The following is a 22,143-nucleotide window of genomic DNA, read 5'->3' on the forward strand; positions in this document are numbered from 1 at the left end:
ATGTCGCCTCATTTTTGAATGAGCCATAGTTTACTCTTCTTGCTGACAGCAGGGGGAAATCCCGCCAGCCTTGACGATAGGGCTACAATAGCGCTTACTCCGATTTTCTAAGCGCTATGTCCCACGGTCTGAATACTCCCCAACGTAATGCCGTCAACTATATGGATGGCCCTTGTCTGGTTCTGGCGGGGGCGGGTTCGGGCAAAACCCGTGTGATCACGCAGAAAATCGTCAATCTGATCGAAATCCACGGTTACGAGCCCAGACATATTGCCGCGCTGACATTCACCAATAAGGCGGCACTGGAAATGCAGGAGCGGATAGGCAAACTGCTGGCCGAGCCGCGTCAGGCCAAACAACTAACGGTATCGACGTTTCACTCGCTGGGCGTGAAAATTCTGCGGCAGGAAGCGCAGGCGCTGGGCCTGAAAGACCGCTTCTCGATCATGGACAGCGACGATTGTTTTTCGCTGGTACAGGATCTGGCCATCACCACCGATAAGCAATTAATCCGCCGTATACAGACTGCCATGTCGCTCTGGAAAAATGCGCTGATCACGCCGGAACAGGCATTGCAGCAGGCGCAGGACGAAGAAGAAGCGATTGCTGCGCGTATTTATGCGAGTTATGTCGCCACGTTATCGGCGTATCAGGCGGTCGATTTCGATGATCTGATCCGGCTGCCAGTCGAGCTGTTCCGCAATAACGAGCAAGTGCGCGACAAATGGCAGCGCCGTTTGCGTTATCTGCTGGTCGATGAATATCAGGACACCAACACCTGCCAGTATGAACTGGTGAAATTATTGGTCACCGGCGTAGGCAAAAAGCCGATGTTTACTGCCGTGGGTGACGACGATCAGGCGATCTACGCCTGGCGTGGTGCTACGATTGAAAATCTGAAGACTTTGCAAGTCGATTTCCCAAATCTGGAAATCATCAAGCTCGAACAAAACTACCGTTCCAGCACGCGCATCTTGCAGGCGGCGAATGCGGTGATCGGTAATAATCCCAAGCTGTTTGAAAAATCGCTGTGGTCTGAGCATGGCCTTGGAGATCCGGTCAAAGTGCTCGGTATGCAGGACGATGAACAAGAGGCGGAACAAGTCGCCATCATGATCTCTGCGCATCGCTTTGAGCGGCGTGCCAAGTATTCTGATTACGCGATCCTGTATCGCGGCAATCACCAGGCGCGTGTGATCGAACAGGCCTTGCGTAAGGAGCGTATTCCCTACACGATTTCTGGTGGTCAGAGTTTCTTTGACCGCGCCGAAATCAAAGACATCATCGCTTACCTACGTCTGATCGCCAATGAAGATGATGATCCGGCGTTCATCCGCGCGATTACGACACCTAAGCGCGGTGTTGGTCAGGCGACGCTGGAAGTGCTGGGCGCGTTTGCCGGCCAATGGCAATGCTCGTTATTTGCTGCCGTATTCAAAGGCGGTATCGAAGCAAAACTCACGGACCGGCAATTGCGGCCATTGCGTGAATTCTGCACCTTTATCAATCAGGTCGAAGCGCATGCGCATCGCGAAAGTCATGCCGAGCAATTGCTGGATGATCTGATGAAAGAAATTAATTACGAAGCCTATCTGTATGACAGCTTCGATGACCGTGCGGCGCAAAACAAATGGCAGAACGTACTGGATTTCACGCAATGGTTAAAGACCAAGGGCAGCGGTGGTAAAGACGGTACCGACGATCATCGCAGCCTGCTCGATCTGACGCAGATGGTGGCGTTGATGACGATGATGGAAGGTAAGGATGAAGAGCCAGATGCGGTGCGCATGTCTACCCTGCACGCATCAAAAGGTCTCGAATATCCGCATGTGTTTCTGGTGGGTGTTGAAGAGGGTATTTTGCCGCATAAAGGCGATCCTGATGCACCGATAGAAACGCTCGCCGCGCGTATCGAAGAAGAGCGGCGACTGATGTATGTCGGCATCACGCGCGCTCAGCGCAGCTTGCATATCACTTGGTGCAAGAAGCGAAAACGCGCCGGTGCACCAGTGCATTGTGATGTTTCCCGCTTTATCAAGGAAATGAAACTCGATGAAGGCGACGCCGTGCCGAGCGAAGCAGAAACCTTGACACCGAAAGAACGGCTGGCGAATCTGAAAGCCTTACTGAGTCAGCCTAAACCTGAATAGAGAATCAGCTTACATAAAAGATTATTTGGCTATTTTTTTATGTACTTTAAATGATAATCTTGTGCCAATTTTCTGAAAGAGATGCAATGTACAACGTGTGCTTAGTCAGCGAACCATGCGGGTGATACTGCAAGAAAAAATCACTCAAAACCTTCTTCGATTTCAATCGTTTTTAGATTAAAAAACCAACGGCTCCACTATTAGAGAAAGATCATTTATGGCAAACGACCTAACTAATTCTTTAGTAGATAGACAAAATGTACTGAATAATCGTTATGCCTTATCGCAGGCAGAACATCATCTAGCTCTTGGCGGAGTGTTTTTTGATGGTGAATGTGTGTTCACTAAGCAGCATGTCATGGCAATGTTCGATGTCAGCGATGCCACGATTGAGCGTTATCTTTCTGCACACAATGAGGAACTAAAATCTAATGGTTACATGTTGTTGCGTGGGAAAAAACTCAAAGAATTCAAGAGCTTAAGCAATGTTACCCTCATGGATGAGGGTAACAAGGCACCGATATTAGGATTATTTACTTTCCGCTCGGTTTTAAATTTAGCGATGTTATTAACTGAAAGTGAAAAAGCTAAGCTCATTCGCAGCCGTTTGCTAGATATTGTAATTGACACTGTAGCGGCACGCTCTGGCGGCAAAACTAAATATATCAATCAACGCGATAATCAATATTTACTCGCTGCTTTTCAAGAACAGGGTTACCGTAAGCAATTTACCGATGCTTTGGATCAGTACGTTGATGCTAATCACTGGAAGTATTCGCGTTTTACCAATCTAATTTATCAAAGTATTTTTCATGAAAATGCCACTGAATATCGACGCGTTCTCAAATTAGCGGAGAGTGACAGTATTCGCGAAACTTTATATTCTGAGGTGCTGACGCTGATTGCCAGTTATGAGGCAGGTATAGCTCACGAGTTAGAGCGGGCATCAAAACAACTTAATAGAAAATTGACTCAAAAAGAGACAGAGGAATTATTTAGTAAGTTTGAAGCCCATCCATTATTTATTCCACTAATTCTTGACGCCAGGACAAAGATGGCGAGCCGTGACTTGTGCTTTCGTGATGCTTTGCATGAGAAGTTAAGCGCCTATGTAAAGTCGGTACCGGAAGCTGATTTTGAACGGTTTTTAGGAGAAACAAGCAAATCGTTAGAGGAGCAATTAAATGATCCAGAGACCTTAGCAGTATTTAAACGACTCAAAGATCGCTAAAGACAGCAATGGATAATAAACTGCCGACCTTCTACTTCGATGTAGATCATGCAATTGATGTTCACGACTGGATTATAGAAAATTCTGGTGGACGGATTGGAATATTGAATCTTGGCAACCTGGAAAGTCCTTTAGCTCACATTCAGAATGATCTTTACTATCCTGAGTTTCAGGATAAATTAACGCACCTAGTTTTTGCTATTAACAAAAACCACGCATTTAACGATGGGAATAAACGTTCCAGTATCGCTCTTGGTGCTTATTTTTTAAAACTCAATGGCTATGATTATGTAATTACGCGCTTTGTTTTTGAAATGGAAAACATTGCGGTTTGGGTGGCAGACAATCAAATTGATAAAAATTTATTGGCTGAAATTATTGAATCTATATTGATTGAAGCTGACTACAGTGAAGCTCTGAAACTGAAAATTATTGATGCAACAATAACCAACAATTTCTGAGGAATTAGGTATTTATTGATAAATGTAATTATTACCATCCCCATTTTCTCGTTTGGCTGACATTACTCCGCCTGCAGTCTTGTCATTCATGGAAAACCAAAATCCGAATAAGAGAAAAATAATGATTCCCCTTCTTCATCCCCCGTATCCTTTACTTAAACACGCATTCAATATGCTGGCAGGTGTCGCTATTGCGTTCCACGGCCTCGCACAGGCGGGTGATGAAACGCCTGCCAACGGCATCCTGTGGGAAGTAAAATCGACGATGAACACAGCGTATTTGTTTGGTTCTATTCATCTGGCCAAAGCGAGTTTCTACCCCTTGCCCGATGCAGTACAGCAGGCGTTTCAGCAGGCTGATGTGCTGATGGTGGAAATTGACGGCAGCGATGCAGAGGCCGGGAAAAAAGCGATGCCCTGGTTAAGTTATACGACGCCGGACAATTTAAAAAGACATCTGCGTACTGCCACCTGGAAAAAATTACAAGCCATGTTAGGAAATTCCGTGGCACAGGTCAGCCAGCTGAAACCGGCGATTGTCGCGACCAGCCTCAGTCTGGGGATATTTACTGCACAGGGATACGATGCCGCAGAGGGAGTTGATCTGCATTTTATCCGTCGCGCACATGCTGCACATAAGCCTGTCGTTGAACTGGAAAGCATGGAGTTTCAGGCGCAGGTATTAGGTGGGCTTGATGATGAAGATGGCGATGCCTTATTACTTCAGACGCTGGAAGCCTTGCAAAGTGGCGAGGCCGTGCGTGAGACTGAGCAGATGGTACGGGCATGGCAGGAAGGAGATGCAGAGACGCTGGTGCGCATACTGGAGCAAACGGCGGATAAGGACAAGGGCTCACGCAAGATGATGAAGCTTTTGCTGGATGACCGTAATCCACATATGGCGGCACAGATGGCAGCGGCGATACATGCTGGCAAGAAAATCTTTGTCGTTGTCGGTGCCGGACATATCGCAGGCAAAAACAGCATTACAGATTTATTGCAACGTCAGGGTTATCAACTGCGCCAGCTACGCCAGTCAGGTTCGCCGGAGCAGTTGTTCCTGCCTCTGCGTCAGCCCTGATCGGGGCAGCGCAGAGGTGGGCGGTGTTGATCTGAAATGACTCACTTACTTCAAGCTATCTGTCATTGCGGTCGATTATCCGCAATGACAGAATTACCGGCAATCTCCCGCCACTAATCACCACCACTCACTACTGTATCGCGAGGCGGCGGAGCTGCCGTTATTGTTGTTACGTTTATCCCAGCCACGGTGTGAATTCGATACCGTTTTGTATGGAGCCGATGACTTGTGCCTGATTTTCTGGACTGTCAGCAAAGCTGGCCAAGGTATCTGCTGCGGAGATTCTTCCTGCGCTTAATTCTTTAAACCAATAGTCATAACCACTTGGATCTGCCTCCCTGTGCAATACATTTTTGTATATATTGGTGAGCAAAGTGGCGTTGGTTGGGTTATTCCCGTACAGCGTTTGGAACTCCGCAGACTGTGTAAAACCAGTCGCAACTTTTTGCAGACTCGCCCCTTTATCCATTTCATTGATCCAGTAGCCTAGCCCCGTCAGATCAGGTTTGCGGTCAAATGCGGCCTGATACAGACGATAGGTTTGCCCGGCATTGCCGCTGATATCAAAGCCTACGACGCTATCGCTGAACTGCACCCGTTCGACATTGGTGATCGTCAGATTGTCGCCAGAAGCTGCATTTTTGGCAGTCACCAGATCGCCATTTTTTTGTATGGCAAAGCTGGCCTTGCTGCCATTGACAACCAGCGTATCAAAGCCTGCACCGCCATCGACAGTATCGCTACCACCACCGCTGACGATCCGGTTATTGATCGCATTACCGATCAGCGTGTCGCTGAATTTGGTGCCGATCAGGTTTTCGATCACGGCATCGTAAGCAATCGACAGGTTATTAACCGCGGCGCTGCCATCGGCGATTTTTCCAACTGAGCTGCTGCTGCCTGCGACAAGGCTGATGCTGACACCGATCGTTACAGCGGATGCATCGATGGTATCGGTTCCGCCGGTATCGTTGATCAGCTTGAGGATTTTGCCATCGGCATCCGAATAACTGTAGGTCGTGTTGTCGGCGTTATAGGCTTTGCCACCGTACAGATATTTCAGCGCCAACAGATCGTATTTGGCAAAGAAATCCCGTTCCTGCTGTTGCGGCGCCTTGATGTAAGACATGATGGTATTGGCTTCGCTATCTTCCGCAGCGGCCAGGAAATTATCCGGCGTTGTCGATGCAGGTTCGCCCGCATTGTAGTTACCAGGATGCTTGAGACCGATAGCATGGCCGATCTCATGTACCAGTGTTGCCCAGCTATTGGTGCCGGGAACGACATTGCTCAGATTACTGGCATCTTGATTGTTGATGTAGACGTCACCTGAGGTATTGAGGTCGCTGGTGTCCGGATACGTTGCGTAGCCAGCACTCGTCGCTCCCTGTGCGTTATTGCCAAAACGCATGGTGCCGTAGCTCGCGTCGGTATCAGTGACTTCCTTGAACGTGATGCCGATTTGCTGAGAAATCAGATCAAGGATGGCGCGCGTGGCTACTTTTTGTTCATCCGTAAAGCTGCTGAACCCTTTTTTATCAGAATCCTGACTGTAGGTCGGCGCATTTGACATGAAACTGAATGTCACTTCTGCTGAGGTACCTACGGATTTGCCATTGTTCCAGCGTGCAGTTGCCGAGGGTAATAAAACATCAATGCGATAATCGCCGCTGTAAGCGTTGACAATCAGCGTTTCTTTTTGAGTGGAGACGGTATCAGGCATGATGAATTCCTTCTGTTGTTGTAGTTAATATAACGATACGCGATGCTCGTAAGATAGTCGTAAGATGGTTTTAATATGACTCTAAGGCAACTCTAAGGCAACCTGAAGGTGACTCTGGGGCATTCATGCAAGGAATGCAGTTGTATCAATGCAGTCCTGAATCATGGCGTGATAGCGCCATGGCTCAAGCTGGTAACTCAATCTTGATGTTGTGTCGGGCATAGACCATACTTGCAAGCAATTTCTGGCGGCGTTTCAAGCGTAAGCTTTCGCCCCCTCTCACGCTTATTGTTGATCCCGTGATACCGCTGCTCTGACACATCCTGGCCTGGTGCCTTGGATTATCTTAGTTCAGCTTTTCTGAGACTTCTAGAAAAATAGTGACCCTTCATGAACCCATCTCCCGTTTTATCCGAGCATCCCTGGACTCCCTTGGAATCAGTACTGGAAGTCGAATCCTGGATGGAGTTGTATAACCGCGAATTACAGGAGGCGATCGGGACTGCGCATAGCGTCGGTCAGGGTATTTGTTTTTCCCTGTTGCATGGTGGAGAGGTCTATCTGCATACCAATCAGGACGGTGATGTGATGCTGGATGTCACGTCCGAAGCAGCGTGGGTGATTCCACTGATTACCGCGGTCACCAGTCAGTCAGCGCCACGCGGGCAATACTGGATGTTGCCCGGACATGTGCTGGTGCAACTGATCTTTGGCCTGAACAGTCTGATTGCGTCAAGCCGACTGGTGCTCAGGCATGAATACAAACGCCCTGCCTGATGTGCATGGCGCCAGAAGTCGCGGAAGAGTATTAACTGACGACGCCGTTACGATCAATTCTGACAACGCGTGAACCGTCCGCTTTTTTGACATTGACCTCTGCTTCGCCCGCGCCGGTGACCTTAATGCTGGCATTGTCGAGTAACAGCTGCTTGGCATGCAAATCACCGGAACCGCTGAGTCTGGCTTGCAGGCTCTTGGCTTTTCCGCTCAGATTGACATTGCCAGGGCCGGACATCGTCAGATCGAACGTCGCGTTCGAGTCTGAAATGGCGCTCAGATCGCCCGAGCCACTGATGTCTGCCTTGAGCGTTTGCATGATGTGTAACTCCGACAGATTGGAGGGACCATTGTTGCTGATTTGTGCGCTGGCAACCTGTAAATGCGCGGCATTCAGATCACCGGAACCGTGGGCATTGATGATGAGTTGAGCAGTTTCTCCTGCCAGTTTCACATCGCCAGAGCCTTGTATGCGCAGTTGAACCTGCTGCGAATGCAGACCCGCGACCTCAACGTCGCCGGAGCCATGTACCTCGATGTTCAGATCGCGGATATCGCCATTGAGCTCAGTATTGCCCGAGCCGTTGACGGTCAGCTTCACTTTCGTTTGCGCCAGCTGACTCAGCTCGACGTCACCGCTGCCATTCACATTGATGTTTGCCGTTTGTCCGACATTTTGCAAGTGTACGTCGCCCGAACCGTGTATGTTGAGCGTTAATTGCTGACTCTGGAGCTGTGATCCGCGCAGGTCGCCACTGCCACGGATGTTAATCGTCAGTTCCTCGGTGCGGCCTGCCAGCACCAGGTCGCCAGAACCATTGCTATTGACGCGCAACTGTTTGCCATCGAAGGCACGCAGATCGATATTGCCGCTGCCCTGACTATTCAAGGTAGAAAACCGGGTTGCCGTAATTTTGACCGCGATGTGCGGCTGGCTCCAGCCCAGTTTCAGTCCTTTATGCTTGTTGCGGATGATCAGCGTATTGTTTTCGACGATGGTATCTATTTCTGCGAGCAGGTTTTCATCACCACTGACATCAACGCCCGGATTTTCTCCGCTGACGATCAGAATATCCTGTGAGCTGTCATTGCTGATGGCATCGAATGAGCCGATGGTCCGCGCCTGCGTCACCATGTGACCATTGCCTGCGAGTTGTTCCGAATGGACATTGATGTCACAGGCATTCAGGCTGAGAATCAATGCCGGTAACACCAGCAGGCGCATGGATGAAGGAAATAATGGAGGGAATAAATTTCGCATAGTAGTCAATGGACAATGAACAGTGTCAATGGAAACAACGGTCATGATGGCAGTTTTCTAAGCATGTGAGTGTAGTGCCGTTTTGAACACCGTGGCCTGTGAAAACGACGAACGGCAAAAAGTACGGCATCAAATGCCAATCTCGCTGACAGAATGTGGCGCCAGCACTTGAAGATTCGTTAATCGGCGTTACACTAAGCTTGTCCCTTATTGTTGAACAGATTGATACTCCATGCCAACGCGTCGCCATGTATTAAAGAAAAGTATTTTACTCACCGCTGCTGGTTTGTTTGCCGGTACTTCGCTGGCGCAGTCCGGCGAACCCAAAAAAACCGGACAACTGGAACCGCCACCGGACCTGTTTGATTCCCAGGCGCTGGATATCGAATTCTGGGTCAAGCCCAGAACACTTGATCTGGTTCGTCCAGCCAGCGGTGAACGTAGCAAATTACTGTACTGGAAAGATGGCGAAATGATTGACTCCGCCTATCAGGAACTATGCCATTTGTTACGCGACGTGAATGGGAAACAGGCGGCAGCCATTGACCCCAAATTACTCGAAACCCTGTGGGCAACCCAAGCCTATGTTGCACGTTTTGGTATGACGCGGCCACTCGAAATTTTATCCGGCTACCGCACGCCGGAATCCAATCGTCGCCTGATAGAACAAGGCGTTCCCGCTGCCCGCAAATCTCTGCACATGGAAGGCAAGGCCGCTGATATCCGGATCGCGCAGTTGCATGAGGAAGTGCTGGGAGAACTGATCCGCAGTTTCCGTCAGGGCGGCGTCGGCTTTTATTATCGCCCTTCTGCCAATGGCGGCTGGATTCATACTGATACCGGCTTGCAGCGCAGCTGGAAAGGCTGATCATTGCCGCCAGCAACGCTGATTCAGTATGTCTGTTGCGCAAATGGTTATTGCTGGGCGGCTTTATCGACAGGTGACTGAAACCGGGCTTGATCTCCTGCAATAAAAATACTCATGCTGGCTGGATGAATATACCGGCGGAATGCCTGATTCACCTGCTCCAGCGTCACCGCCTGTATTTTGTCGTCGATACTTTGTGACCAGGCAAAGGTACGCTTCAGATACAGATTGCCGTTCCAGGTACCTGCCAGCGTATTGTCATTGCTGCGGCTCTGTGCGCGTTGTTGCAGCAGACCCGATTTGGCTTTGGCTAATTCTTCGGCGGTAAAGCCTTCTTTCAGGGCACGTGCCAGTTCTTCCTGTATCGCCTGATCGAGCTTTTGCAGGTTTTGTGGGGCGGCAATGGCGCTGATGCTGAAACTACCGTCACGATCGAGTTCGCTGACGCTGAGGCTGGAACCGCCGCCATAGGACAAGCCATCTTTTTGTCGTATACGTTCCAGCAGGCGCGAATTGAGGCCGGAGCCGCCGCCGAAGATGTAATTGGCGACTCTTAAGGCCACGGTATCGGCATCGTCTTCGCGCAAATTCAGATTCAGCCGTGCCAGATAACTGCCGTTTTCTTTTTCAGGCGTATTGAATATCTGCCGTACCGGTGCGATGTCGGCATATTGCGTATTCAGCCGCGTATAGGGCAAATGGCTGTGCCAGCCGCTGAACGCAGCGCTGATCGCCTGTTTGGCTGCATCAGCATCGAAGTCGCCGACGATAGACAATTCACCCTGAGAAGCACCATACATTTGCTGGTGATAAGTGTGAATGTCGGCCAGTGTCAGCGCGCGCAGAGCTGCCAGCGACTCCTCCAGTGTGGGTGCATAGCGGAAATCGCCTTTGGGATAGTGATTAAAATGGGCGGCCATCGCGCGGGCGGCGATGGCGCCGGGTTCGTTGCGGCTCGATTCCAGTCCGACCAATGCTTTTTCTTTGGCCTGGATAAATTCGCTTTCCGGGAAATTCGCTTCGCGCAGTACATGCGCCATCAGGGCAATGGCGGCCGGTAAATGTTCGCGTGTGGTCTGGAAGTTATAAACATTGCCGCTGATTTTCAGGCGCGACATTTCATCGGCCAGTTGTGCGCGGCTGTACCTGCTGGTGCCCGTTGTCAGCAAGCTGCGTGTAAAGTTGGCGATAGTCTGTTTGCCGAACAGGGTTTTTTCATCACCCCAGCGTAATAACATCGCCACATTCACGGTTGCTCCGCGATTTTTCTTGGGCAGCAGCGCGACTTGTAAACCGTCGATCTGGCTGATCTGTGTGCGTCGGTCAATGTTGGCAGGAGTGGCATCGAATTCCTCTCCGGTCAGATACGCGGCTTTCGGAACAAATCCCTGCATCACCGTTGCGATGGCAGGCGCAGCCGGAATCTCTGCACGCTGCGGTTTGTCTTCCGGAATAAACATGCCGACCGTGCGGTTGTCACGCACGAAATAGCGTTTGGCCGTAGCGTTGATCTGGGCCGCGTTGATCTGGGCGATCGCGTCTCTTTCTTTGAACAGATAGCGCCAGTCGCCCATGGCGATGTATTCGGACAAGCTGATGCCCACGGTTTCATGGTTGTTCAACAGTTTTTCGTATTGGTTGCTTTCTTCGCGCTTCAGGCGTTCGATTTCCTCGGCGGTGGGGGGATGCGCCATAAAATCGTCGATACCGTCCAGCAACGCTTGTCGTGCCGCTTCTATCGACTCACCTTTTTTGACCACAGCGCCAATGATCGCCAGCCCCGGCGCAGCATGGCCGACGCTGGTCGAAAACACCTGCACGACTTTGCCGGTTTCGACCAGTTGCTTATGCAGACGCCCGTGTGGCGCGCTTGTCAGCAGGTTGCTGGCATAACCGATATCGTCGCTGTCGGGATGCAGATCGGCAGGGATTTTGTACCCTATCATCAGCAATTGCACATCGCCCTGACGGCGGACAATCACACTGCGTTCACCATCCTGTACCGGTTCTGTCGTCCAGAAGCTGGGTAAGGTGCGGCTGGGTTTGGGAATGCGGCCAAATGCATGGCTGATCCATTGCAATGTGCTGGACGGATTAAATTTGCCTGCGACCAGCAGAACCGCATTGTCGGGTTGGTAGTAAGTACGATAAAACGCTTGCAGATTCTCGATCCTGACGTTTTCGATATCCGAGCGGTTACCTATCGTCGAATGTCCATAATTGTGCCAGTCGTACGCCACGCTTTGCAGGCGTTTCATCAACACGCCGCCCGGAGAGTTTTCGCCCTTTTCAAACTCATTGCGCACGACCGTCATCTCGGTATCCAGGTCTTTTTTCGCGATATGCGAATTGACCATGCGATCGGCTTCCATTTCGAGTGCCCATTTCAGATTGTCGTCGCTGGCCTGAAACAGTTCGTAGTAATTGGTGCGGTCCAGCGATGTGGTGCCGTTCATGCGCATGCCGCGCTTGTTGAATTCGTCATCAATTCTGGGGTTGGTCGGCGTGCCTTTGAACATCAGATGTTCTAACAAATGCGCCATGCCGGTTTCGCCGTAATTCTCGTGCCGCGAGCCGACCAGATACGTCATATTGACCGTTACGGTGGGTTTGCTGGCGTCCGGTAACAACAGCACACGCAGGCCATTCGCCAGTCGGTATTCGGTAATGCCTTCGACACTGGTGATCTGGCTCATTCCATGCGGCAAATTATCTGCCAGCGCCGGTGGTTCGGTAAACATGAACACCCCGCCTAAGACCAGCGCACGCAGCACAGGCGTCAGGGACAGAGGCAGGAAGGGACGGTGTGACATAGATTTCCTTTACGGATGATCGGGCAATATGGACAAGACTGACATCAACCACCCCAGCGGCATGTTGGTTTCTTGATATACAAGCGATACAAGCGAGGTACAACATCGGTACCAGCCTGACAAGAATTGATGACAAGCGCCTATGACAAGTGTTATTACCGGCCTTATTGCCAGTTATTGTCTCAGCGCAGAAAGCTTGTCTGGCCTTGCCGGGGTACTGTTGTGTCAGTCCTCATTCAGTTAAACAATACAGAGAAGAAATTCACATAAAAATCAGACAAACAACTTCATGCAAACTGGTTCAGGCAAATACGGGCCTGGCGGAAGCAAAATACGGCTTAATAATACTCACGGGAGTATGCTACAGCATGCCTTATTTTATGCTGACAAGCGGTCGATATTACAAAAAATCAGGGGGAGTATGCCGGATTCCGTCGCAATCAGGCTTTATCTGACCCCTGACGGCTCCCCTTCGCTTGCAGACCAGCCTGATTTCAGGCCAACATGATTTCATACCGACATCACGGCCTGGCATCAGCTTGCCGTGGGGAACACTTCCAGCGTCTGGCTGCCGCTCCATTGTGCTCCAGGTGTCAGACAGACGGGCTGTAAAATAGTTGCAGCTTCAATGCACAACATGCGTTGTTCCCCGCCGCTGTCCAGATCACTGAGCTTGCCGGCGCTCTGGCCGGGATTCCAGATCACGGCATCCGCAAAGCCGCGGGCATGAATGCGCAGCGTCTGATGTGGCTGTTGTAATTCGAGTATCTCTGGCACTGCGCCGTAAATACGATCTGTTTCACCTTCAATCTGCAACAGCGCGGCATGTTCGGTGCAATGCTGCGCGCCGCTCACGCTGTCGCGGTACTGCAAACCCTGCAAGCCTTGTACCCGTGCCTGACGGAGATCATCCACCGCCAGATAGGTATGCAGCGCACTGGTGAACTGAAACGTCGTATCTCCGGTATTGTCGATCGCCAGCGCCATCTGCAGACGAGCCGCACCGACCGTGACTTTGAATGTTGCCCGGAACACATGCGGCCAGATCGTCAGCCGGGCGATGTTTTCACGCAGTTCATACACTGCTTCTGCGCTGCCATCCGCCAGCAGGCCGGACTGCAACAGCCGCCATTCAGATGTGCGGGCAAAACCATGTTTAGGCAAGGTACCCAGACCAGCGAATTGCGGAAAAATAACAGGTACACCGCCACGGATGGCGACGCCCGGCGCAAAACCGGATGTTTTGCTCAAAAATAATTGTTCTGTGCCACCGGCGGGTATCCAGGAGCAGACATGTGCGCCCTGGCTGGCGATACGGACAGCAGCGCCATCACTGGCGGTCAGAATGAGATCAGTCATGCGGGAATTTCTTTCGGTGAATATGTTGTAGAACACACAGAACGACTATTCTAAGCCAAGCCGCGCTATTGATCGCGATGCCAGAAGTGGTACTGCGCCGATTTCAGGTAGGATGCGGCATACCTATTGTGAATGATTAATCAGGATATTTTCTTTATGTCGATCAGCTATATTGCCGTCAAACATCTGCACATCACCTGCGCCGGTCTGAGCGGGTTGTTGTTTGTCCTGCGTGGCATCTGGGCCGTACGGGGCGCCGGTATGCTGCAAAAAACCTGGGTCAAAGTGCTGCCGCACGTGATTGATACCATCTTACTGGCCAGTGCCGTGACGCTTGCTGTACTGAGCGGTCAGTATCCGTTTGAGCAAAGCTGGCTGACGGCCAAATTGCTGGCGTTGTTGGCGTATATTCTGCTGGGAACCATCGCGATCAAGCGTGGACGCACTGCCGGCACGCGTCTGAGCGCCATGATCGCGGCGCTGGCTGTTTTTGCCTATATCGTGGCAGTTGCCATCACCAAGCAAGCGTTGCCGTTCTGACCAACCAGGCAGGGCAGTCAGGCAGCATGTTGTTCTGTCATGACGTTTGATGTTTGACGTGCGATGTCTTCCCTGCTGACCGTATGCGACGAATACGGCCAGCACTTTTCATACCGAAGTCATCCTCGGCACCCCCGGCATCATCCCTGGCGGTGAGCGGCGCGTAGCAGGTCGGCGGCTTTTTCACCGATCATCATCGTAGGGGCATTGGTATTGCCACCGATCAGTGTTGGCATGATCGAGGCATCCACCACGCGCAAGCCCTGTATGCCATGCACCCTGAGTTCCGGATCGACCACCGCCATGTCATCGGTACCCATTTTGCAGGTGCCGATTGGATGATAAACGGTATCCGTTTTTTCCCTTAACACGGCGCGGATCTGGTCGTCGATCTGGATATCTGCGGTCTGGAATTCGCTGCTGCGTGCCTGCGCCAGCGCCGGGGCATTGAGCAGGCGACGGGTGAGTTTAAAACCTTTGAGCATGTTTTCCAGATCATCAGGATGCTCCAGAAAGCGCGGGTTAATCAGCGGTGCGCTGAACGGGTCGGGGCTGGCGAGCGTGACTTCGCCGCTGCTTTTCGGGCGCAGCAAACAGACGTGACAGGAATAGCCGTGACCCAGATGCAGTTTGCGGGCATGGTCATCGAGCATCGCCATGACAAAGTGCAGCTGGATATCCGGCGCTGGCAACGACGGATCGGTTTTCAAAAATCCGCCTCCCTCGGCACCATTCGAGGTCAGCATGCCGCGTCGCTGGCGCTGATAACGGCTGAATTCCCGCATCATGCGCACGCTGCCACCGGCGGAAATACCAAGTAAGTCCAGACTGTTGGCCCGGTATTTGAAAACAAAATCCGGATGATCCTGTAAATGTTGTCCGACACCCGGCGCATCGTGTACCACCGGAATCCCCATTTTTTGCAAAGCGGCACCATCGCCCACGCCGGACAGCATCAGTAATTGCGGCGTCTGGAAAGCGCCAGCAGCCAGCAGGATTTCGCAACGTGCGTGTAAGGTTTTTTGCACACCGTTCTGACGATATTCGACGGCGACAGCACGTTTTCCTTCAAACACCACACGCGTTACCTGACAGCCGGTTTCTACCCGCAGATTGGCGCGTTTGCCGATATGCGGATGCAGGTAGCCACGCGCGGCTGTCCAGCGCTCTCCCTGATGTTGCGTGACCTGATAGATGCCGATGCCTTCTTGTTCTGCCCCGTTAAAATCATCGTTGATCGGAAAACCCGCTTGTCGCGCTGCTTCCAGATACCGCTGCTGATAAGGGTTGTCGGTGCGCAGATGGCTGACGCGCAAGGGGCCGGACTGACCGTGATACTGCCCGCCCAGACTCTCGTTGTTTTCTGAACGGATAAAGTAAGGCAATACCTCCTCATACGACCAGCCGGTGTTGCCCAGTGCAGCCCAGTGATCGTAATCAGAACGATGACCACGGATATACACCATTGCATTCAGTCCCGAGGAGCCGCCCAGCATTTTGCCGCGCGGTTGATAGCCGCGGCGACCGTTCAGGCCCGGTTGTGGTACGGTTTCAAACGCCCAGTTATTGAGCTTGGTGGGTAACATTGCCACCACACCGATCGGCGTATTCACGACCCAGCTGTCACCCCGGTTGCCGGCTTCAAGTACCGTCACGTGGATGCCGGGGTCTTCCGTCAGTCGTCCTGCCACGGCGCAGCCGCCAGAACCGCCGCCGACGACGATGTAATCACTGATGTCAGTCATATTTGTCTCTTCCATAAGGTTGATCAGATACACACAATGGTTCTGCTATGTTGCCGAATCCGGATTTCAGGTGTACGTTACGGTCGATAGTAGTGCGTCCCGGGGCGATAAGTAAGGACATTTACTGCCACTTTGCAGACTTGGCTCCATCAGCTCAGAACAAGCCACAATAGTTCAAAACAGGTCAAAACAGGTCGGGAGTGGATGTGGGAGCGGATGAGCGCGCTGAAGACCGGGATCTGAAGCATGAACATGAACCATCAACGTGAACCATCAACGTCAATAACGCAAATGATGAACGCCAATGACGACTGTAGATAAGCAACGGGTATCTGCCACCGTGTTATCGGTGCAGGATGCGGTATTTCCGGCGCATCCGTTCAGCGGTGTGCTGGCGATAGCTCGCGAGCAGCAGTGGCGCGTGCAGGAGATGTTTCAGGCATTTGCGGAGCATGCTTCTTCCTTGCCTGCACAGACAGGTGCCGCTGCGCTTGCCTGCGCCCATTCTGAGCCGGATTCACGTTCCGCTGCTGATTCCGGTCAGCGTATCAGCTACGTTCAGGCCAGAGCGGGGTTATTGCAGGCCCGTCAGCAGGGTGTCGACGGATTGGCGTTGTTGTCCGGTGCTCGCAAATTTTTACCGCAACTGGGGCAAATGGAGTACGGCATGCGGGCGCAGGTGTCTCTGGGCGAGGCGCTCCGGTTCGGGCTGGAATATCAGCTGATTGCCGGCTCTATGGTGCAACTGAGTCTGGAGCAGGACGGCGCGCAGATGGCGCTGGTGGCGCATGGTCTGTTTGATGATCCGGAATTACAGGATTTTCTGGATGCCGATCATTTGGCAACTGCACTGAATGCGGCGCGCCAGCTGTGCGGTCAGCCATTGTCGCTACACAAAGTGGAATTGCGTGGCAGTTGCCCGGGTGGGCGCTCGATGGCGGAAGCATTTTTTGGCTGCCCTGTGGTTGATCGCGCTGATGTCAGTCGCCTGGTGTTTTCTCCGGCGATGCTTGATATTCGCCTGCACCATGCCACATCACAGGCCGCAGCACAGGCCGATCCCGACCTGATCCTGCGTGCACGGCTGGCATGTGAACAGGAATTGGCGGCAGTCGGTGTACTGGGTCGGCAAAGCCTGCTACGCAAACTGGTGACGCTGCAGTGTGAGCAGCACCCGGTACAGGACATGGCAACAGTGCTGGGGATGAGCCCGCGTACCTTGCATCGTTTACTGGCCCGCGAAGGCACCTCGTATGCCAACATCACAGAAAATATACGGATAACACGTGCCAAACGCTTGTTGCAGGGCAGCCGCAGTCTGGACGATATCGCCGTCGAGCTGGGTTATTCAGACAGCCGCAGTTTTCGCCGCGCTTTCCGGCGCTGGACGCATCTTAGTCCCGGAGATTATCGTCTGCAGATGCGGAGTCAGCCGCAATAAGCAGCAGGACTGACGCGATACTTCCCCGGCGCATGATGTTTCCCAAAATACAGGAGGCTCGCCCAGCCTTGTTGGCGTGCTGGTGCATCCGTCTTCATGTGTTGATTTGAACGAACGTGCCGTGCATCAAACCAGTTGCTGATTGCTGTGGCTGTCAAATTCAAACCAGAATGTTGATCCTTTGCCGACTTCGCTGTCAAAACCGATATTGCCGTGCATTTTTTCTACCATCACTTTGGTGATGGACAAGCCTAAGCCTGTGCCGCCCTGCTGCCGTGTATTGGTGCCATCAGCCTGAGTGAATGGTTCAAACAGACGATTCTGGAATTCCAGCGTGATACCGGGCCCGGTATCACAGACCTCTACCCGGTAGCGATTGCCACAGGTCCAGATTTGCAGATGGACATTGCTGCCTTCGTCAGAAAATTTAGCAGCATTGGACAGTAAATTCGCCATCACCTGCATCAGCCTGTCATAGTCCGCCATGATCCAGGCACTTGGCGGATGCTGGCGTAGCACCAGCCGGACTTTCAGGGAGCTCGCATACGTCAGGTTAGCTTCGATCGCGTTGTGTACCAACGCGACCAGATCAACCGGTTCGGATTTGAACGTCATCTTGCCACTGGCCAGTTTATCCATGTCCAGAATGTCATTGACCAGCGTGATCAGGCGCTTGCTGTTGTTATGCGCAATTTTGACCAGATGTTTTCCTTGCTCAGACAGCTGACCCGCGACACCGGATTCGAGCAGACTCAGGGAGCCGCGGATAGAGGTCAGCGGCGTCCGAAGTTCATGGCTGACGACCGAGATAAATTCAGTCTTCAATTGAGTCATACGCAAACGCTCGCTGATATCCATGATGAAGGCCACCCATTCTGCCCGCGAGTTTTCCAGCAGACTCAGGCCGACCAGCATCGGTATCTGGTGACCATCACGATGGATCAGCATGATTTCTACCGGTGCGGTGCTGCCATGTTCCAGCAAGGCGGTATACGACTGGCGGCAAAGTAGCTGATCGGATTCTGACAGCAGGCAAGTCCAGCTTGTTTCGTTGCCCAGCAACTCCTCGCGGGTATAACCACTGAGTTGCACAAACATATTGTTCACATCCAGCAAATACTTGCTGCCACGCCCTTGCACAATGCCGATCAGACTATGGTTCATCAGCCTTTGCAGCCGATGTTCGCTTTGGCGTAATGAGTCCAACGTGCGGCGCTGTTCGGTGATGTCTTCCACCATCCAGACTGCACAGCGCTGGTAGCGCTCGTTTGGCAACGCCCGCCCCACGACCCGCGCAGTGAACGGCTCTCCGGTAGCACGTCGCAGACGCCATTCCAGTTCGACCAGTTCATCTTTGAGCAAGACCGGAATCACCTGCTGACCAAAGGCGCGGTAATCATCCATATCCCGATACAGAAACGTCGTCTGTACGCCGATCATCATCGCCGCATCCGGAAAATGACAAAGTTCTGCCAATGCCTTGTTGGCGCGCACAATCACACCGTCGCTGACAAACATGATGCCAACCGGCGTGTTGGTGATCAGGATTTCCAGCTCACGCGCCAGTTCCTTGTAGCGGTTGTTGCTGGTTTCCAGTTGCTCCTGATTCTGTTGCAAAATGGATTCTGTCTGTTTACGGTCGGTAATATCCACATGCGTACCGAGCATCCGCAACGCGCGACCATTGTTATCCCATTCAACGACACATCCTTGCGACAGTATCCAGCGCCATTCCCCCGCCTTGTTTTTTTGCCGGAATTCGACAATGTAATCACTCTCACCATGCGACTTAAAATGGGTGCGGTAAGCCTGCTGCATGCGTCCGATGTCATCGGGATGCACGCCTTCTGACCAGAAATAACGCCAGAAGCTGGCATTGTCGGCAAAGTCATCCGGCGTGTAGCCCAGCATTTGCAGATAATCGTGGTTGAAATGGCCTTCGCCGGTCGTCAGGTTGATATCGTACAAACCCTGATTCGATGCCTTGAGTACCAGCCGACTCTGGCGTTCGGCTGCCAGCAGTTGTTGTTCTGCCTGTTTGCGCGCGGTGATATCAGAAAGATAGCCATGCCAGAGCACGCTACCGTCTGGCTGCGCTTCTGGTGTGGAATCTCCCAGCACCCAGCGTTCGGCGGGCGCGGCGTGTCCTTCGGTACCGCTCTGGTTGCCGGATTGCTGTGGCAGTATCCGGTATTCGCAGCGCCAGACCGTCATTGTTTCAGCAGAATGGCGCACGGCAGTTGTCAGCGCGGGGATATCATCCGGATGAATTTTGCTGAACAGAATACTGGCATCGTTCTGTAATTCTTCTGCCCGAAGACCAAAAAACTGCAACACTGCTTCGCTGGTATATGGAAAACAGAAACGGCCATCAGGATAGCGCCGGAACTGATAAAACATCCCCGGCAGACATCGTGAAAAGTTCGACAGCAGCGCGTGACTCCGCCGCAGCTGCTCCAGTTCTGCTGCATCTATCAGCACCGGCGTGGTAATGGCTGCGGCCGTGAGTTCGTGCTTTTCTGTCATTGGCAAACCTGACTCTGATGAACGCTGCTAAGGTTGCTAAGGATGTTGCGTAAGAACATGACTGAAAAAATCATACACCCCTTGTTCGCTCATTCGACGTGCATTGGATAATTCTCCACCTTTGGACGCATACAGCAGCGTGTTGTCGGCATTGACCACAACGGCCGCAGGAATACCCTTTTTGATCGGATTATCGTAATGGTTGACCAGTGTCAGATTTTTATCAAACTGGCCGACATCCACCTTCACCAACACGAATTTGCTGGCAATCAATGCGGCGCTCTGACCTTGCAGGGATTTATCCAGCTCCAGACAATCCTTGCACCAGTTGGCACCGAACAGAATCAGTACTTTCTTGTTGCTGCTTTTTGCCTGTGACAGCGCTTTGGTGACAGCGGCTTGTGCATCGGCGGTTTCATCGTAGGGTTGCGCCGGAGTTGCTGACGCCGCAGATACCGCGATTGCCGGTAACAACGCAGCACTGAAGATCAGCGCACAAAGCAAACGGAGACGTTTTTTCATCATGAATCAGAAAGAAAATAAACACCTTGAGATAGTGACCGAAAAGAACAGGTTTGTCATGTTGCACAAAAACATACAAGAAGATTGAATCAGATCAATGCTGTATATATATACAGTTTTATAGTAAAAACGGAGTAAAATTCCACCAAGCCGTTTGTGTTGGATATCGGATCGCTTTTTGCAGCCGTCACTGGCGATTCATTGTGTTATTCATACATAGACAGGATTAACAACATCACACTTTACCGCCCCCGGTCATACCGTCAGAAGGGCAATGATTCACATGTATAAAACTGACTTTGGCCTGCTCATCGTGCCGCTATCGATGTACACCTCCGGTGGGGCGGCGAACACTTGCACTTGCACATACTCATGCGGACACCGATGCCTCATGGCGGGCCCGTGTGCTGGGGGTTGCTAATGACGGGTCGCTTGCGCCGGATTGCGCATCTGGATATGGATGCGTTTTATGCCTCTGTGGAATTACTGAAATACCCGGAATTACGCGGGCAACCGGTGGTGATTGGTGGCCGCCGTGTTCATCAGCCCACAGATCATGCCGACGGTACGCGTAGTTATGCACGCCTGCGTGACTATGCCGGTCGTGGTGTGGTCACCACCTCCACTTACGAAGCGAGGGCGCTGGGCGTATTTTCTGCGATGGGTCTGATGAAGGCAGCGCAAATGGCACCGGAAGCAATACTGTTGCCAGCGGATTTTGATTCTTACCGCTATTATTCACGCCTGTTCAAACAGGCAGTCAGCCAGATTGCGCCGCTGATTGAAGACCGTGGTATCGACGAAATTTATCTTGATCTGACAGAGCATGATGGCGATAGCAGGCAACTGGCGCAACAAATCAAAGATGCAGTGCGCGATACGACGGGATTATCGTGTTCGATAGGCGTGGCACCAAATAAGCTGCTGGCAAAAATCTGCTCTGATCTGGAAAAGCCGGATGGTCTGACCTTGCTGGCCTGTGACGATATACCGCACCGCATTTGGCCGCTGGCGGTGCGCAAGGTCAACGGCATAGGCCCGAAAGCCACAGAAAAATTATCGGCGTTAGGTATTGCCACCATTGGCGAACTGGCGGCCGCTGCACCGGATCTGTTGCAGACCCATTTCGGTTCCACCTATGCAGCATGGTTGCAGCGTGTGGCGCGTGGAATTGATGAGCGACCTGTCGTCACCAGTTCTGAACCCAAATCGGTCAGCAGGGAAACCACCTTTGAACGTGATCTGCATGCCAGGCATGACCGCGAGGCTCTATCCGTGATTTTTACCGACTTGTGTACGCGTCTGGCGCAGGATCTGGAACGTAAGCAATATCTCGCTAAAACCATCGGCATCAAATTGCGCTTTACCGATTTTCATACCGTCACGCGGGATCTGAGCTTGCCGGTGCCGGTAGGCGATGCACAGGCCATCCGCAGAGCCGCCGGAGAGTGTCTGCGCCGCGTGCCACTCGATCTGCGTCTGCGTTTGCTGGGCGTGAAAGCCAGCGCCCTGACTCCCCGCAATACGCCAGCCAGCACACAGAGTTATACCCAGCATAATTTGTTTTGATATTGGCCTGAATTCTGTGACCGATTTCTGTTGAATCTTACGGAGTCTTACTAAAGCTTACTAAGGCTTGTTGCTT

Annotated in this window: 16 protein-coding genes; 9 read left to right on the forward strand and 7 right to left on the reverse strand. The window is 52.1% G+C overall.

Annotated features, from left to right (window positions below; genetic code table 11):
- Positions 1-116 precede the first annotated feature (116 nt).
- The 4 genes from ACO0LB_RS03085 (at position 117) to ACO0LB_RS03100 (ending at position 4,923) form a co-directional block, all read left to right on the forward strand.
- A complete protein-coding gene (locus tag ACO0LB_RS03085) occupies positions 117-2,150 on the forward strand; it encodes a UvrD-helicase domain-containing protein (protein WP_423046368.1) in 2,034 nt (677 codons plus the stop codon).
- 217 nt (positions 2,151-2,367) lie between these two features.
- Complete coding sequence (locus ACO0LB_RS03090) at positions 2,368-3,381, forward strand: DNA-binding protein (RefSeq protein WP_423046370.1); 1,014 nt, start codon at positions 2,368-2,370, stop codon at positions 3,379-3,381.
- Positions 3,382-3,389: 8 nt separating this feature from the next.
- Positions 3,390-3,842 (forward strand): type II toxin-antitoxin system death-on-curing family toxin, encoded by a 453-nt coding sequence (locus ACO0LB_RS03095; RefSeq protein ID WP_423046371.1) that lies wholly within the window; start codon positions 3,390-3,392, stop codon positions 3,840-3,842.
- 121 nt (positions 3,843-3,963) lie between these two features.
- Positions 3,964-4,923 (forward strand): TraB/GumN family protein, encoded by a 960-nt coding sequence (locus ACO0LB_RS03100; protein ID WP_423046373.1) that lies wholly within the window; start codon positions 3,964-3,966, stop codon positions 4,921-4,923.
- Between the two features lie 175 nt (positions 4,924-5,098).
- Here ACO0LB_RS03100 and ACO0LB_RS03105 read toward each other — a convergent pair whose 3' ends face one another.
- On the reverse strand, positions 5,099-6,646 hold the full coding sequence (locus ACO0LB_RS03105; protein WP_423046375.1) for a DUF4214 domain-containing protein: 1,548 nt from the start codon (positions 6,644-6,646) through the stop codon (positions 5,099-5,101).
- A gap of 390 nt (positions 6,647-7,036) precedes the next feature.
- Here ACO0LB_RS03105 and ACO0LB_RS03110 point away from each other — a divergent pair, with 390 nt between their 5' ends.
- Positions 7,037-7,423 carry a hypothetical protein gene (locus ACO0LB_RS03110; protein WP_423046377.1) on the forward strand — a complete coding sequence of 129 codons (387 nt, stop codon included), beginning with the start codon at positions 7,037-7,039 and terminating at the stop codon, positions 7,421-7,423.
- A 31-nt stretch (positions 7,424-7,454) separates the two neighbouring features.
- Here ACO0LB_RS03110 and ACO0LB_RS03115 read toward each other — a convergent pair whose 3' ends face one another.
- A complete protein-coding gene (locus ACO0LB_RS03115; RefSeq protein ID WP_423046379.1) occupies positions 7,455-8,684 on the reverse strand; it encodes a GIN domain-containing protein in 1,230 nt (409 codons plus the stop codon).
- A gap of 232 nt (positions 8,685-8,916) precedes the next feature.
- On the opposite strand from ACO0LB_RS03115, the gene ACO0LB_RS03120 reads away from it, so the two are divergent.
- Positions 8,917-9,552, forward strand: a complete 636-nt coding sequence (locus tag ACO0LB_RS03120; protein WP_423046381.1) for a YcbK family protein — start codon at positions 8,917-8,919, stop codon at positions 9,550-9,552.
- Positions 9,553-9,599: 47 nt separating this feature from the next.
- On the opposite strand, the gene ACO0LB_RS03125 is transcribed toward ACO0LB_RS03120, so the two are convergent.
- Positions 9,600-12,365 (reverse strand): M16 family metallopeptidase, encoded by a 2,766-nt coding sequence (locus ACO0LB_RS03125; RefSeq protein WP_423046383.1) that lies wholly within the window; start codon positions 12,363-12,365, stop codon positions 9,600-9,602.
- Between the two features lie 534 nt (positions 12,366-12,899).
- A complete protein-coding gene (locus ACO0LB_RS03130) occupies positions 12,900-13,724 on the reverse strand; it encodes a D-hexose-6-phosphate mutarotase (RefSeq protein ID WP_423046385.1) in 825 nt (274 codons plus the stop codon).
- A 156-nt stretch (positions 13,725-13,880) separates the two neighbouring features.
- Here ACO0LB_RS03130 and ACO0LB_RS03135 point away from each other — a divergent pair, with 156 nt between their 5' ends.
- Entirely contained in the window at positions 13,881-14,264 is a 384-nt protein-coding gene (locus ACO0LB_RS03135; protein ID WP_423046387.1) for a SirB2 family protein, read from the forward strand.
- Between the two features lie 140 nt (positions 14,265-14,404).
- Here ACO0LB_RS03135 and ACO0LB_RS03140 read toward each other — a convergent pair whose 3' ends face one another.
- Positions 14,405-16,009 (reverse strand): GMC family oxidoreductase, encoded by a 1,605-nt coding sequence (locus ACO0LB_RS03140; protein ID WP_423046389.1) that lies wholly within the window; start codon positions 16,007-16,009, stop codon positions 14,405-14,407.
- A 304-nt stretch (positions 16,010-16,313) separates the two neighbouring features.
- On the opposite strand from ACO0LB_RS03140, the gene ACO0LB_RS03145 reads away from it, so the two are divergent.
- On the forward strand, positions 16,314-17,450 hold the full coding sequence (locus tag ACO0LB_RS03145) for a helix-turn-helix domain-containing protein (protein ID WP_423046391.1): 1,137 nt from the start codon (positions 16,314-16,316) through the stop codon (positions 17,448-17,450).
- A gap of 126 nt (positions 17,451-17,576) precedes the next feature.
- Here ACO0LB_RS03145 and ACO0LB_RS03150 read toward each other — a convergent pair whose 3' ends face one another.
- Entirely contained in the window at positions 17,577-19,976 is a 2,400-nt protein-coding gene (locus tag ACO0LB_RS03150) for a PAS domain-containing sensor histidine kinase (protein WP_423046393.1), read from the reverse strand.
- A 36-nt stretch (positions 19,977-20,012) separates the two neighbouring features.
- Complete coding sequence (locus tag ACO0LB_RS03155) at positions 20,013-20,498, reverse strand: thioredoxin family protein (RefSeq protein ID WP_423046395.1); 486 nt, start codon at positions 20,496-20,498, stop codon at positions 20,013-20,015.
- A gap of 420 nt (positions 20,499-20,918) precedes the next feature.
- Between ACO0LB_RS03155 and dinB the strand changes: the two genes are divergently transcribed.
- Positions 20,919-22,067 (forward strand): DNA polymerase IV, encoded by a 1,149-nt coding sequence (gene dinB, locus ACO0LB_RS03160; RefSeq protein ID WP_423046397.1) that lies wholly within the window; start codon positions 20,919-20,921, stop codon positions 22,065-22,067.
- Positions 22,068-22,143 lie beyond the last annotated feature (76 nt).

The sequence above is a fragment of the Undibacterium sp. SXout7W genome (assembly GCF_049339385.1).
GTDB lineage: Bacteria > Pseudomonadota > Gammaproteobacteria > Burkholderiales > Burkholderiaceae_D > Undibacterium.

Coding starts and splice junctions, on each gene's coding strand:
- ACO0LB_RS03085 (WP_423046368.1), top strand. CDS start 117: ATGTCCCACGGTCTGAATACTCCCCAACGTAATGCCGTCAACTATATG.
- ACO0LB_RS03090 (WP_423046370.1), top strand. CDS start 2,368: ATGGCAAACGACCTAACTAATTCTTTAGTAGATAGACAAAATGTACTG.
- ACO0LB_RS03095 (WP_423046371.1), top strand. CDS start 3,390: ATGGATAATAAACTGCCGACCTTCTACTTCGATGTAGATCATGCAATT.
- ACO0LB_RS03100 (WP_423046373.1), top strand. CDS start 3,964: ATGATTCCCCTTCTTCATCCCCCGTATCCTTTACTTAAACACGCATTC.
- ACO0LB_RS03105 (WP_423046375.1), bottom strand. CDS start 6,646: ATGCCTGATACCGTCTCCACTCAAAAAGAAACGCTGATTGTCAACGCT.
- ACO0LB_RS03110 (WP_423046377.1), top strand. CDS start 7,037: ATGAACCCATCTCCCGTTTTATCCGAGCATCCCTGGACTCCCTTGGAA.
- ACO0LB_RS03115 (WP_423046379.1), bottom strand. CDS start 8,684: ATGCGAAATTTATTCCCTCCATTATTTCCTTCATCCATGCGCCTGCTG.
- ACO0LB_RS03120 (WP_423046381.1), top strand. CDS start 8,917: ATGCCAACGCGTCGCCATGTATTAAAGAAAAGTATTTTACTCACCGCT.
- ACO0LB_RS03125 (WP_423046383.1), bottom strand. CDS start 12,365: ATGTCACACCGTCCCTTCCTGCCTCTGTCCCTGACGCCTGTGCTGCGT.
- ACO0LB_RS03130 (WP_423046385.1), bottom strand. CDS start 13,724: ATGACTGATCTCATTCTGACCGCCAGTGATGGCGCTGCTGTCCGTATC.
- ACO0LB_RS03135 (WP_423046387.1), top strand. CDS start 13,881: ATGTCGATCAGCTATATTGCCGTCAAACATCTGCACATCACCTGCGCC.
- ACO0LB_RS03140 (WP_423046389.1), bottom strand. CDS start 16,009: ATGACTGACATCAGTGATTACATCGTCGTCGGCGGCGGTTCTGGCGGC.
- ACO0LB_RS03145 (WP_423046391.1), top strand. CDS start 16,314: ATGACGACTGTAGATAAGCAACGGGTATCTGCCACCGTGTTATCGGTG.
- ACO0LB_RS03150 (WP_423046393.1), bottom strand. CDS start 19,976: ATGACAGAAAAGCACGAACTCACGGCCGCAGCCATTACCACGCCGGTG.
- ACO0LB_RS03155 (WP_423046395.1), bottom strand. CDS start 20,498: ATGAAAAAACGTCTCCGTTTGCTTTGTGCGCTGATCTTCAGTGCTGCG.
- dinB (WP_423046397.1), top strand. CDS start 20,919: ATGACGGGTCGCTTGCGCCGGATTGCGCATCTGGATATGGATGCGTTT.